This is a genomic window from Williamsia sp. R60 (assembly GCF_054063855.1).
In genome coordinates, this window is sequence record NZ_JBSSGR010000004.1 from 330,347 (window position 1) to 342,612 (window position 12,266).

11 protein-coding genes and 4 tRNA genes are annotated in these 12,266 nt (G+C 66.3%); 6 read left to right on the plus strand and 9 right to left on the minus strand.

Annotated elements, in window-relative coordinates:
* Positions 1-8: 8 nt before the first annotated feature.
* Positions 9-1,358 (minus strand): HRDC domain-containing protein, encoded by a 1,350-nt coding sequence (locus ACVWY6_RS20480; RefSeq protein ID WP_457540587.1) that lies wholly within the window; start codon positions 1,356-1,358, stop codon positions 9-11.
* A 12-nt stretch (positions 1,359-1,370) separates the two neighbouring features.
* Complete coding sequence (locus ACVWY6_RS20485; RefSeq protein WP_030163311.1) at positions 1,371-1,961, minus strand: DUF3000 domain-containing protein; 591 nt, start codon at positions 1,959-1,961, stop codon at positions 1,371-1,373.
* A 116-nt stretch (positions 1,962-2,077) separates the two neighbouring features.
* Here ACVWY6_RS20485 and hemE point away from each other — a divergent pair, with 116 nt between their 5' ends.
* The 3 genes from hemE to hemQ are packed head-to-tail and all read left to right on the plus strand — an operon-like array spanning position 2,078 to position 5,240.
* Entirely contained in the window at positions 2,078-3,127 is a 1,050-nt protein-coding gene (hemE, locus tag ACVWY6_RS20490) for a uroporphyrinogen decarboxylase (protein WP_457540589.1), read from the plus strand.
* Positions 3,124-4,509: a protoporphyrinogen oxidase gene (gene hemG / locus ACVWY6_RS20495; RefSeq protein WP_457540591.1), complete on the plus strand. Its 1,386-nt coding sequence runs from the start codon at positions 3,124-3,126 to the stop codon at positions 4,507-4,509. The genes hemE and hemG overlap by 4 nt, the downstream gene beginning before the upstream one ends.
* Before the next feature lie 35 nt (positions 4,510-4,544).
* Positions 4,545-5,240 (plus strand): hydrogen peroxide-dependent heme synthase, encoded by a 696-nt coding sequence (hemQ, locus tag ACVWY6_RS20500; RefSeq protein WP_023959574.1) that lies wholly within the window; start codon positions 4,545-4,547, stop codon positions 5,238-5,240.
* 67 nt (positions 5,241-5,307) lie between these two features.
* Here the strand turns inward: hemQ and ACVWY6_RS20505 are convergent, their stop codons facing one another.
* The 3 genes from ACVWY6_RS20505 to ACVWY6_RS20515 all read right to left on the minus strand — a co-directional run bounded on the left by ACVWY6_RS20505 (position 5,308) and on the right by ACVWY6_RS20515 (position 9,127).
* Positions 5,308-6,480 carry a glycosyltransferase family 87 protein gene (locus ACVWY6_RS20505; RefSeq protein WP_457541168.1) on the minus strand — a complete coding sequence of 391 codons (1,173 nt, stop codon included), beginning with the start codon at positions 6,478-6,480 and terminating at the stop codon, positions 5,308-5,310.
* Positions 6,481-6,710: 230 nt separating this feature from the next.
* Entirely contained in the window at positions 6,711-8,369 is a 1,659-nt protein-coding gene (locus ACVWY6_RS20510; RefSeq protein WP_457540593.1) for an alpha/beta hydrolase, read from the minus strand.
* Entirely contained in the window at positions 8,369-9,127 is a 759-nt protein-coding gene (locus tag ACVWY6_RS20515) for a pyrimidine reductase family protein (protein ID WP_457540595.1), read from the minus strand. Before ACVWY6_RS20515 ends, ACVWY6_RS20510 begins: the two co-directional genes overlap by 1 nt.
* Positions 9,128-9,161: 34 nt before the next feature.
* Here ACVWY6_RS20515 and zapE point away from each other — a divergent pair, with 34 nt between their 5' ends.
* Positions 9,162-10,175 (plus strand): cell division protein ZapE, encoded by a 1,014-nt coding sequence (zapE, locus tag ACVWY6_RS20520; protein WP_457540597.1) that lies wholly within the window; start codon positions 9,162-9,164, stop codon positions 10,173-10,175.
* Positions 10,176-10,185: 10 nt separating this feature from the next.
* Here the strand turns inward: zapE and ACVWY6_RS20525 are convergent, their stop codons facing one another.
* The 4 genes from ACVWY6_RS20525 to ACVWY6_RS20540 all read right to left on the minus strand — a co-directional run bounded on the left by ACVWY6_RS20525 (position 10,186) and on the right by ACVWY6_RS20540 (position 11,379).
* Positions 10,186-10,764 (minus strand): GNAT family N-acetyltransferase, encoded by a 579-nt coding sequence (locus ACVWY6_RS20525; protein ID WP_457540600.1) that lies wholly within the window; start codon positions 10,762-10,764, stop codon positions 10,186-10,188.
* 343 nt (positions 10,765-11,107) lie between these two features.
* Positions 11,108-11,182: transfer RNA gene (locus ACVWY6_RS20530), tRNA-Val, on the minus strand.
* Positions 11,183-11,210: 28 nt separating this feature from the next.
* Positions 11,211-11,284: transfer RNA gene (locus ACVWY6_RS20535), tRNA-Cys, on the minus strand.
* 22 nt (positions 11,285-11,306) lie between these two features.
* A tRNA-Gly gene (locus ACVWY6_RS20540) sits at positions 11,307-11,379 on the minus strand.
* A 223-nt stretch (positions 11,380-11,602) separates the two neighbouring features.
* Here ACVWY6_RS20540 and ACVWY6_RS20545 point away from each other — a divergent pair.
* Positions 11,603-11,674: transfer RNA gene (locus ACVWY6_RS20545), tRNA-Val, on the plus strand.
* A 122-nt stretch (positions 11,675-11,796) separates the two neighbouring features.
* Positions 11,797-12,243: a TIGR02611 family protein gene (locus ACVWY6_RS20550; protein WP_023959559.1), complete on the plus strand. Its 447-nt coding sequence runs from the start codon at positions 11,797-11,799 to the stop codon at positions 12,241-12,243.
* Positions 12,244-12,266 lie beyond the last annotated feature (23 nt).

Consider the following 12,266-nt stretch of genomic DNA (forward strand, 5'->3'; position numbering starts at 1 on the left):
GCTAGCCGTCAATCGTTGTCGGTCGACGGCCCGTCGGCATCCTCGTCCTCGAGGGGCCGACCCAGTGCTTCGCTGATCACCGGTGCCGTCAACTCGATCTGCCAAGGACGTGCGCCACCCGCGGCCAGCCGGTGCTCGACGGCCTGCACGGTGGGCGGATCGATTCCCTCCCACGACACCTGGCGAACCAGCTCGGGGAGCAGCAGGTTCTCCACGGGTACCGAGAACTGTTCGGAGAGGTCGGTGAGGCCGGCTCGAATTCCTGCCAACCGGGCAGCAGCCTCGGGATCCTTGCCCTCCCATCGATTGACAGGCGGTAGACCCACCGCTGCCGGCCGACGCGACGGCAGTTCCTTGTCGGTCAGTCGACGCGCTGCATCCAGCGCCGACAGCCAGCGGGCGGCCTGGCGACGTTGGCGAGGGCCGCCGAACACCGGCACTTTGTACAGTTCGTCGAGTGACTTCGGGTCTGCGGTGGCAGCGGCGATGATGGCCGAGTCGGGAAGGATGCGTCCGGGAGCCACATCGCGACGCCGGGCGATCTCTTCGCGGGCATTCCAGAGCTGCTGGACGGCTGCGAGGATGCGCGGCGACTTGATGGTGTGGATACGGGAAACGCGTCGCCACCTGTCGGTGCGGGGCGGTGGATCCGGTCGGGCCAGTACGGCGGCGAACTCTTGTTCGGCCCAGGTCTCCTTGCCTGCATCGACGAGAGCGGCTTGAACCGCGTCACGCAGTTCGATCAGGACCTCGACGTCGAGAGCGGCATAGTTGAGCCAGTCGGCTGGCAGAGGACGCCTCGACCAGTCGGCCGCTCCGTGTCCCTTCACCAGGCCCAGCCCCAAGAAGTGCTCGACCATTGCCGCGAGGTTGACCCGGGCGATCCCGAGCAACCGGCCGGCCAGTTCGGTGTCGAAGAGCCGGGCACATCGGAATCCGAGCTCGCGCAGGCACGGCAGGTCCTGATCGGCTGCGTGGAGGATCCACTCGGGGCCGTCGAGTGCGTCGATCACCGGGGTCAGCGCCTCAGGATGATCGATGGGATCGATGAGGAAGGATCCGCTACCGGTTCGTTTGATCTGGATGAGGTATGCCCGCCCCGAGTAGCGGAAGCCGGAGGCGCGTTCGGTGTCGAGTGCCACCGGACCCGTGCCCTCGGACAGCAGTCGGCCGGCCTCGGCGAACTCGGCTGGGGTGGACAGGACGGGCGGAACGCCATCCGCCGGTTCTGTCAGCGGAATCGGTTCGGGACGGTCTGGCTCGTCCGTGGTGCCGCCGTCCGCCACCTCTGGGTCGCCGGATGACTGATCGCCCGGGCCGGTGTGGGCCGTCGGGTCAGTACTCGTGGGATCGGTCATCGACGTCGCAGCTCACGCTTTGGTGAAGCCGAGCTGCGTGACGCCTGTCGGCGGCAGCCCGGCCGCGAGCGACAACACCTCGCAGAAAGCCTCGACGTGCCCGTCGAGGTCACTGTTGGTCGCGGTCCAGGAGGCGCGGAGTTCCAGTTGATGAGCGCGCGGTGGTCCGGAGATGTCGCCGTACCGCACCGATGAGGTGGAGGTGACCGTGCCGCCGAGGGCCGTGATCTCGATGGTGGGTTGCGCCAGGGCCTCGGTGAGCCAGCTCCACGCGACTTCCGGGAGCAATGGGTCGGCGGCGAGGACGGCTTCGACCTCTGCCTGGATGAATGCCACCAACCGCATGGTGCCGTTCCAGGCCTCGTGTCCGTCGGGATCGTAGAGCAGGATCAGCCGGCCGAAAGCGCTGCCGTCGGAGTCCGTGGCGATCTCGCCGTCGTCGGGCTGGGTCACCTCGGCGCCCACTGCATAGCTGAAGGGCGCCAGCCGCTGAGGTGGGCGAATACTGCCGAGCTCGATCTCCGACCGCACCTTGGCCGCATGCATCGATTCGATGGCGCTGCGGAAAACTGCAGGCTCGCTCGAGGCTTCGGATGTGGTCACCCGTCGACCGTAGGTCCAAGCCGGGCGGACCGACGGTAGGCGCGCCGATGGCTTGATCGGGCCCTATTCGGTAGTCCTTGGAGTCCTGGGCGCAGTGCATGGCAGCATGTCAGGTGATGACTCAACAACATGCCCGCGCCCTTTCGCCGCTGGTCGCGGCCGCTCGTGGGCAACAGCCCGGCCGCCGACCGGTGTGGTTCATGCGGCAGGCCGGCCGCTCACTGCCCGAGTACCGGGAGATCAGGGTCGGGCGCGGGATGCTCGAATCCTGCTTCGACCCCGAACTGGTCTGTGAGATCACCATGCAGCCGGTTCGCAGGCACGGTGTCGACGCGGCAATCCTGTTCTCCGACATCGTGGTTCCGCTCAAGGCGGCCGGGGTCGACCTCGACATCGTCTCCGGGGTGGGTCCGGTGATCGCGCACCCCATCCGCACGCACGCCGATGTCCGCGCCCTTCCCTTGCTGACACCCGACGCGGTCGGTGCGGTCTCGGCCGCGGTGAAACTGTTGAAGGCCGAGCTCGGCGAGACCGCATTGATCGGTTTTGCTGGCGCCCCGTTCACCTTGGCGTCGTACCTGATCGAAGGCGGCCCCAGCCGCAACTACGAGAACACCAAGGCCCTGATGTACGGGCAGCCGGACATCTGGCACGAACTGGTCGGCAAGCTCGCCGACATCACGATCGCCTTCCTGAAGGTCCAGCTCGATGCCGGGGTGGACGCCTTCCAGTTGTTCGATTCGTGGGCAGGCGCGCTCTCGGTGGCCGACTACAACGCCTTTGCCCGACCCCATTCGGCGCGCGTCTTCGCCGAACTGGCGTCGTACGACGTTCCCCGCATCCATTTCGGGGTGGGCACCGGCGAGTTGCTCCACGACATGGGAACCGCCGGCGCCGACGTGGTCGGGGTCGACTGGCGGATCCCGCTCGACGATGCAGCGCGGCGGATCGGACCCGGCCGGGCCCTTCAGGGAAACCTCGATCCGGCCGTGCTGTTCGCGCCGTGGCCGGTGGTGGAACAAGAGGTCCGCCGCATCGCCGCCGAAGCTGATCGAGCGGTGGCAGCGGGGGCTCTGGGCCACATCTTCAACCTCGGTCACGGGGTTCTGCCCGCCACCGACCCGACCGTGTTGACCCGGGTGGTGGAGTTGGTGCACTCGCTGTGACCCGTGTCGCGGTGCTCGGTGGCGGTATCTCGGGACTGACCGCGGCGTACCGATTGCGGACGCTACTCGGGCCAGACGCGGTGATCGATCTCTTCGAAGCATCGCCCGTCCTCGGTGGCACGCTGCGGACAGCCGAACTCGATGGACACCATGTGGATGTCGGTGCCGAGGCATTCCTGGTTCGCCGCCCGGAAGTCGCCGCTCTGGTGGACGAACTCGGCTTGACCCCGTCACTCGTCCATCCCGGTGTTCTCGGGCCCAATGTCCTCAGCGGTTCCACCCTCAAGGCAATGGCCCGTCCGACGGTGATGGGAATCCCCGGTGGTCCGGACGCCGTACGCCACCTTGCCGAGGCGGACGACCTTGCGCGCATGGCCGATGAGCCGCAGCGACCCCTCGACTGGCAAGCAGGACAAGACATGTCGATCGGGGCCCTGGTAGGGGACCGCTTCGGCCGGTCGATCGTGGATCGCAGTGTCGACCCGATGCTCGGCGGTGTGTATTCGGCACGTGCCGACGACCTGGGTGTGCGGGCCGTGGTTCCTGCCCTGGCGGCGCGACTCGACGCCGGTGCTCCGAGCCTGACCGCGGCGGTGACCGGCCTATTGGCCGCATCAGGTGGTTCTGGCCCGGTGTTCGGCGCCTTGGCCGGTGGATACCGCCAGCTGGTCGACGAACTCGGCCATCGCTGTGCCGCAGGCATCCATACCGGCGTGGCAATCCGACAGCTGATCCGGGCGGGCTCCGGCTGGATGGTCGACGACGTCCGCTACGACGGTGTGGTGGCTGCGCTGCCGGCTCCCGTCCTGGCCCGCGTGTGCGCAACCGTTCCCGAGATCGCCGAGCCGCTGACGCAGGTCGACCTGTCGGGGTCGGCGGTGGTGTCGCTGGCGCTCGAGGCGGGTGTCGACTTGCCACAGCTCTCGGGGGTTCTCGTCGCCAGTGACGAATCACTGGTGCACGCAAAGGCTTTCACCTTCAGTACGCGCAAGTGGAATCACCTTGCCGCGGACGCGGTGTTGGTGAGGGTGTCGTTCGGTCGTTACGGCACCGATCTCGAGAGCATCGAGGACGACCAGCTGATCGATTGGGCTGTGGCGGATCTCGCAACGGTCATCGCTCTGGCCGGCGGGGGAGAAGTGCGTGTCGGACCGCGGGACGCCGTGGTCCAGCGGTGGCCCGGCGGACTTCCTCGATACGCGCCCGGGCACGCGTCCCTGGTCTCAGAGGTCGACCGCAGTCGTCCACCGGGTCTGGTGCTCGCCGGGGCCACTTTCGACGGTGTGGGGGTACCCGCATGTGTCGGTCGTGCAGACAGGGCGGCCCGGCAACTCGTCGCCGATCTGGCTCTTGATGGGCCGCGGAGCACGCACCTGCGCTGACATCGCGTTGTCCTGGCAATGGCAGGATGGGAGCCATGACGCGCCTGGACTATGCAGAACTCAACGCCACTGTTCGTTACCTCATGTTCTCGGTCTTCTCGGTTCGGCCGGGCGAGCTGGGCGACGATCGGGACGAGGCGATCAGCGACGCCCGCCAGTTCTTCGACTCGCTCGAGGCCAAAGGTGTTGTGGTTCGCGGTTTGTACGACGTCTCGGGTCTACGGGCCGACGCAGACTTCATGATCTGGTGGCATTCGGAAGAGGTCGAGCAGATCCAGGCCGCCTACGCCGATTTCCGCCGGACCACCATCCTCGGCCGTGCCAGCAACGCAGTATGGAGCAACGTGGCGCTGCACAGGCCCGCCGAGTTCAACAAGAGCCACATCCCGGCGTTCCTCGCGGGTGAGGAACCGGGCAAGTACATCTGCGTGTACCCGTTTGTCCGCTCGTACGAGTGGTACCTGCTGCCCGATGCCGAACGACGCACCATGCTCGCCGATCACGGCAAGCAGGCACGCGGATACAAGGACGTGCGGGCGAACACCGTGTCGTCGTTTGCCCTCGGCGACTACGAGTGGTTGCTGGCGTTCGAGGCGCCCGAGCTGCATCGGATCGTCGACCTGATGCGCGACCTACGCGCTACCGAGGCACGGATGCACGTGCGCGAGGAGACCCCGTTCTTCACCGGCCCGCGCGTCGACGTCGACAAGCTCATCACCGCGCTGCCCTGAGCTGCCACCGCCCCTCGAGCAGTCGATCGGTCAAACGCTGTCCGTTGCGTCGATTTCCGGGTTCAGTTCATGCGCTGACGGTGGCCGCGGGCCGCGTTCTGGTTCCGGGGATCTCGTGATCCCCGGACTTGCGAAGGTCCAGATACCGGAACAGCAGCGCGCAGAACACCGCGATCATCAGCAGTGACCAGCCCCATGTCACCTTGTTGTACTCGATCGCCCGCCCGAACGCCTCCCAGCGATCCGAGTAGAAGCCGTCGAATGTGAAGCACCCGTAGACACCGAGCCAGGCCGGCCAACTCCGGATGGCCGAGCCCCGCATGAACACCGTCATGAGCAGCGGGAACAGCAGCATCGAGTAGTAACCCTGGCCCAGCGAGCCGACCAGCCACGACGTGCACAGCAGCACACCGGCCGAAGTGCTCATCCACAGCAGTTCGTCGGTGGTGCGGTAGTAGCGGTACAGGAACCACAGGCTGAAGGCGGCCATCAGGACAAAGGCGATCCGCAACAGCACCACGAGCCAGGTCTGCACGCCGAAGTAGGCGGCATTGCCGACGATCGAACTGTTGTAGTAGTCGCGCGCCTCGAACAGATACGGCGCGGTGCGGCTCACGAAAGACCGGGGGTCGGCGGACAGCGGCCACGCGAGCGCGGTCAGCAGCAGCGGGACCCCGATCGCACCCACGAACACCTTCCACTGACGGTTGAGCAGCGGGAGCAACAGCAGCACGGCAAGAACCGGTTTGACGGCGAGGGTGAGACCGAGAGGGACACCCGCCCACAGGTCTTTCCGTTTGAGCGCCAACATCATGAACAACAGCTCACCGAGCAACACGAAGGCGTTGAAGTTCACGAAGATCAAAGTGTGCGACACCGTCTCGGACAGGAAGAAGACGAACAGCACAACGGGCATCACCCACGACCGGACCGAGTACCCGAACATGCGGGTGATCAGATACGCGCACAGCACGAGCACGGCGGCGGAGACGAAGATGAACAGCCATCGCGCTCGCTCGGGGTCGATGTAACCCAGCGGAGCCATCAGCAGCGTTCCCGACGGCGGGTACAGGTAGTGAGGGTCGACCGTGTTGTAGTTCTCGGTGTAGATCGGCTCGTTGCGCAGGAATGCCAACGCGGCGCGATACACCGGCGAGAAGTCGTCCGTGCGGTCGCCGTCCACGCCCAGGATCACCGTGCGCTGGAAGACCATGAGGATTGCCACGGGCCAGAGCACCATCGAGATGATGCGGCCTACGTCGACACCCGGGAACAGGACGCGTTCGGCCGTTCCCGTGCGGTTGACCAGGCCGTACCCGGGTCGCTTCCCGTGCTCCCGTCCGACGTCAGCGGAAGTTTTCTGGTGGTCTCCGGTGGATGGGTCATTGATCGACACTGCCGCACCGTACTACGACAGCGGCTCTGCGCCGTCCCCGACACTACGAACCGATGCCGGTCCCGCTGATCCGGTCAGGCCGGACACGCACCGGGAGCGGGTGGTTCACCAGAGCGGGCGTAGGCGATGGCCGCTTCCCCGGCACAGTCCGAGTGCGCCAGCACCGAGTAGCCGAGGCCTTCCCACGAGAGAATCGATGACGTGGCACCGGCGCCGATCAGGGCGCCGTTGATGCCGTCGGACGCGGTGGGTCCGTTGATGGTGTCGCCCGAGCCGGTGAACATCAGCACCGGCACCGGGATCTCGCCGATGGTCGGCGGGGCGGCTCCGGCGGGGAAGCCGTTGCAGCGCAGGAGGCCGAGTGCCGTGCCGGCACCGGTCAGGGGGTATTGGCGTCCCCATTCGGCGATCAACCCGTCGATCTGGTTGCGTCCGACGGGTTCGAAGGTGTCGTTGCACTGTGACAACAGCTGACCGTCGGTGCCACGCAGGGCCCGGGCCTGACCTATCGCCGTGCGCAGTGGGCCGAGAGCGCCGCCGTCGGCCGCACTGAGCATGTCGGCGGCTGTGGTGATGACGGTGGCCCGGTCGCCGGGCGCGAGCGCGATGGTGGTGGTCAGTGCGGCCAGGACGTCGGTATCGGCGATCCCGTCGAGGCCGCCGGTACGCGCCCGATCGAGCAGGCCTGCGATGACGACGCCGGGGTCGGCCCCGAGGGAGCAGCTGATGGCCCGGCACTGATCGGCGAACAAGCCGAGTGCCGCGCCGGTGCCCTCGGCGATCTGTTGCCCGGTGGTCTGGGCGTTGGTCGAATACGGCGCCGGCGTGTCGAGGATGAGCCGGGCCAGGTGGTCGGTGTAGAGCCCGGCGTAGGCGAGTGCCACAGCTGCGCCTTCCCCGACGCCTGCGATACCGATCCGGTCCACCTGCCACACCGTGCGCAGCTTCTCGAGATCGGCTGCCGCATTGTTGGCGGTGAACTGCACCTGGTGCGGGCTCAGGATTTCCGTACAACCGTCCGACGCCGACGTCCCCGCGGCGGCCAGTCGCTCCACGCGCGCCGGGTAGTCAGCGGATGAGGCGCTGAAGCCGTTGTTCAGGAGCGTGTTTCGTTCCAGGTTCGTCATACAGTCGAGCGGCGTCGACGCGCCGGTCCCGCGCCGGTCGACAGCGACCACGGGATGCGCCGACAACAGATTGCGACCGCCACCCTGGGCCAGGCTGAGCAGGGTGCGGGTGGACGGTATGTCGGTGCCGGAGGTCAGCACCAGCGGAGCAGCGTCGGCGGGCGTGTCGGCCGACCGTGCTCGGACAGCCGAGACCGTCACGGTGTCGATGCTCTGGGTGCCCGGTGTCACCGAGTTCTCGAAGTTGCCGCACTCGAACGTGACGCCCGGTGCAAGAGCGGTCCCGGGAAACCGCTCCTGGAGATCGTCGCCGCACTCTCGCCACGCCAGATCCTGTTTGGGGACTTCGAGGTTCGGTGGCGGCGGCGTGGTCGTCGGGGCCTGGCCTCCGCCGTTGTTCTCTTCGATGACCAGATCGGGCCCGGGATCGGGGCCGGCGGTACATCCGGTGAGGATGCCCACCGCCACCATCGCTGCCGCCAGCAGGCGCAGTGAGCGTCGACGGGCTGAACGATCCGGGCCGCTGAGCGACCACATCCGGCCGGTGCGGTCGTCTGTGGTCACAAGAGCGCGCTGCATATCGGCGAGGGTACTGGCGAACGACATCACTCCTGATCGCGCACCCAGCGCAGGTACAGGTAGTCCTCGTCGTCGGCGAGGACGTGGGCGCGTCGCATTCCACGTACCGCGTCCGAACCGGCCGTCATGTGTTTGCCACTACCCGCAGTGACCCTGGGACTGACCGTCACGCAGAGCTCGTCGACCAGATCTCTGTCGAGCAGCGAACCGAGCAGGGCCGGCCCGCCCTCGCACAAGATCTGCGTCAGGCCGCGGTCGGCAAGGTACCCGATCGCCTGTGCCGGATCGACTTCCTCGTCGCCGCAGTCGACGACGGTCGCCCCGGCGTCGCGCAGCTGAGCGCGAGCGCCTGCGGGGGCCGAACGGCAGGTGAGGACGGTGGTGCTCGGTGCGAGAGTGAAATCACCCTCTCCGGGAACCGGGATGGTGAGCGTGTTGCTGACCAGGGCGAGCGCCGCGGCCGCCGGCCGGCCCTCGGTCGTTCGCAGCTCTCCGAGCAAAGGATGTGGTTGAACCGGCCCGTACCCCTCGGCGACAGCGGTGCGGGCACCCACCACGATGACGTCGGCCAGTGCCCGCAGAACCGAGAACAACCGCTGGTCACCCGACGACCCCAGGGCGCCGGATCGCCCTGCGACCGTTGCCATCCCGTCGATCGACGCGATCATGTTGGCGCGTACCCGGGCGACGCCCGTCTGACCCTCCGGATAGGCGTAGAGGGCGGCGAGCGCCTTGTCGTCGAGGTCACCGGTTGTGAGCTGGGTCGCTTTGCGCAGTGGGTACACACAGCCATTCTCGTCACGTCGCTAGGCTCGGCGCATGCCAGCACGTTTGAGTGACCGCACTCCGCAGGTCGCGCCCGAGGCCCTCGTCGATGAGATGGTGCCCCCCTCGATGTTCGACGAGGTCAGTTTCGACTCGTATATTCCCGACCCCAACGAGCCAAGCCAGGCCGAGGCGGTCAAGGCCGCGCGCAGCTTCGTCGAACGCGCGACCAAGGCAAAGGGGGGCAAGCGTGGCCTCTTCGGGCGCAAGTCCGCGCCGCAGCAAGGGCTGGGCCTCTACCTTGACGGCGGTTTCGGCGTCGGCAAGACCCACCTCCTCGCGTCGATCTATCACGCGATGCCGGGGCCCAAGGCGTTCGCGACCTTCGTGGAGGTCACCCACGTCGTCGGAGCTCTCGGCTTCGCCAATGCCCTCGACCGGCTCTCGGACCACTCCGTGCTGTGTATCGACGAGTTCGAGCTCGACGACCCGGGCGACACCATGCTGGTGTCGCGACTGCTGACCGAACTGTCGGCCAAGGGCGTCTCCATCGTCGCGACGTCCAACACACTGCCGGGGCAACTCGGCGAGGGTCGTTTCGCCGCGCAGGACTTCTTGCGAGAGATCAAGAAGTTGGCGGCGGTGTTCGAGGCCATCCGCGTCGACGGCCCCGACTACCGGCACCGCGACCTGCCGCCGGCCCCGCCACCCCACAGCGACGCAGAGCTCGAGAACCTGGCCGAGAGCACTCCCGGTGCCACCTTGGACAACTTCGACGAACTCTGCGCACACCTGGCCAAGCTGCATCCCTCCAAGTACAAGGCGCTCGTGGAGGGCGTCACCCTGGCGTGCGTGGAAGGTGTGCACCCCGCGGCGGATCAGACGGTCGCGTTGCGTCTCGTGGTGCTGGCCGACCGCCTCTACGACGCCGGAACGCCGCTCATGGTCTCGGGTTCGAAGCTGGACGAGATCTTCACCGAGGAGATGCTCGCCGGTGGTTACCGCAAGAAGTATCTCCGTGCGACATCGCGTCTGCTCGCACTGTCACGGTTCGCGGAATCGGCGTAGCCCTTCAGGGTCAATGCAGATCCGACGTCGGCGGGGGAGTGCGCGCGAGCACGTAATCGCTGCAGCGCTTGCCGCCGACGACAAAGGACTTGCGCCCCACGATGGTGAAACCCATCTTCTCGTAGAACCGTTGCGCTCGGCGGTTCTGCTCGTTCACGCCGAGCCAGATGCGGGCGCTGCCCTGCTCGGTGGCGTGCGCGAGCGCTGCCGACATCAGCGCCGCGGACACCGCTCCGCCGTGAAAGCCGGGTAGCACGTACAACTTCGACACCATCGTCAGCGGGCGTTCCGGAATGGCCGCCAGGACGTCGGTGTCGTCGGGTTCGGAGTCGATGAGGAGTGCGTACCCCACGATGGCACCGGAGGCGCTGTCCGTTGCCTTCAGGACGTGATGATCGGGCGCGCTGAGAAACCTGCGGAAGTGCTGACCCGACAATGTGGTCGCGATGAAGTGCGCGACGTCGTCGGCGCTCAGATCCGGAGGGCAGGCCAGGGGGAAGGTCGCGGCCGCGACCTCCGCCAATTGGTCGGCGTCGGTGGGATCGTCGGTGAAGTTCACCAGTATCTCGGGACCGCTCACGACGATCATCTCAACACGGGCATCACGCGGGCCGCTCAGCGGCGTGAGGTCTCTCAGCGTGAGCTGGTGGCCAGCTCGGCCTGGCCGGACACGAGTTGCTGTGCAGCGGCGTGCAGGGCCCGTTCCCGTTCCTCGATGTTGCTGTACTCGCGGCTGATCGGCAGCAACTCGATCAGGATCTGGCTTCCGCTGACCGAGTACCCGTTGGTGCTCGCCCAGTTCAGGGTGTACTCAAGACGTCGCGGTCGAGAGTGTCGTTCATGGAATTCCTGTGACTCGATGTGATGAACAATCCGTCCGTACCCGTCACATGAGAATGACCCGGGGTCGCCGGGTCATTCTGTGGTGCAGGTGGTGCGCGATACAGGGATTGAACCTGTGACCTCTTCCGTGTCAGGGAAGCGCTCTCCCGCTGAGCTAATCGCGCGAGATTGTGTTCAGTTGTCGAACTGATCTGGAGGCGGCGACGGGAATCGAACCCGTGTGCACGGCTTTGCAGGCCGTTGCCTCACCACTCGGCCACACCGCCACGGTGGAAATATCGTGCTCCGAGCGGATGACGGGATTCGAACCCGCGACCCTCACCTTGGCAAGGTGATGCGCTACCAGCTGCGCTACATCCGCATGCACCCTGAAAACTGCTGCTCTGGGTGCGAACGTGAACATTATCGGACGTACCCACAAAGCAACAAATCCGCTGGTCAAACGGTCGGTTGCAGAACGATCCCCAGGTCACGGGCCGCGGCGACACCCGGGGTGAATCGAGTCGATGTGATTTGGGTTCCGGCGGGGTGTGCGTGTTAATGTCTTTCGGTCGCAGACCCCGGTTCAGCCGGGGTAGACGTCAGGTCCCGTGGCTCAGTGGAAGAGCGTCCCGTTCACACCGGGAAGGTCGCTGGTTCGATCCCAGCCGGGACCACTTCATCTCCCGTTCAATCGACTGACGTCCGTGCGCAGTCCTGTTGCATCTCCCGCGTTGCCGAGTTCCGTAGAGTTGCCGGAAAAGGTTTGCAAACGGTCAATTTCGGACAAAGGAACGTCATGCCTGATGACGCGAAAGTCGATGCCGACGAAGAACGGTCCCAGGGCGGGATTCTCTCCGCAATCGGCAACAAGCGTGACCAGATTCGGGAGCAACGCCGCCTGAATCTCATTTACCGCTGTTGTGTCGGTGTGGTCGGAACGGGCGTCCTTCTCGTGGGTATCGCGGCGATCCCTTACCCCGGTCCCGGATGGCTGATCGTGTTCGCCGGTCTGGGCATCCTCGCGTCCGAGTTCGACTGGGCGCGCCGCCTGCTCCATTTCGCGCGCAGCAAGTACGACGCATGGATGGACTGGATCAAGAAGCAACACTGGACGGTCCAGGCGGCATTCGCCATCCTGACCTGCGCCATCGTGCTCCTGACGCTCTGGCTGCTCGGCGCGCTCGAGATGGCGGCCGGTTGGATCGGTCTCGATTGGTCGTGGCTGAAGAGCCCGATTCTGTAATCGCGCCCGAACTTCTCGGCGAC

What these genes read in the sequence shown, in the direction of transcription:
- ACVWY6_RS20550 (WP_023959559.1), top strand. Translation starts at nt 11,797, where the DNA reads ATGCCTGATGACGCGAAAGTCGATGCCGACGAAGAACGGTCCCAGGGC.
- ACVWY6_RS20510 (WP_457540593.1), bottom strand. Translation starts at nt 8,369, where the DNA reads ATGTCGTTCGCCAGTACCCTCGCCGATATGCAGCGCGCTCTTGTGACC.
- ACVWY6_RS20480 (WP_457540587.1), bottom strand. Translation starts at nt 1,358, where the DNA reads ATGACCGATCCCACGAGTACTGACCCGACGGCCCACACCGGCCCGGGC.
- ACVWY6_RS20525 (WP_457540600.1), bottom strand. Translation starts at nt 10,764, where the DNA reads ATGATCGTCGTGAGCGGTCCCGAGATACTGGTGAACTTCACCGACGAT.
- zapE (WP_457540597.1), top strand. Translation starts at nt 9,162, where the DNA reads ATGCCAGCACGTTTGAGTGACCGCACTCCGCAGGTCGCGCCCGAGGCC.
- hemE (WP_457540589.1), top strand. Translation starts at nt 2,078, where the DNA reads ATGACTCAACAACATGCCCGCGCCCTTTCGCCGCTGGTCGCGGCCGCT.
- ACVWY6_RS20505 (WP_457541168.1), bottom strand. Translation starts at nt 6,480, where the DNA reads ATGGTGCTCTGGCCCGTGGCAATCCTCATGGTCTTCCAGCGCACGGTG.
- hemQ (WP_023959574.1), top strand. Translation starts at nt 4,545, where the DNA reads ATGACGCGCCTGGACTATGCAGAACTCAACGCCACTGTTCGTTACCTC.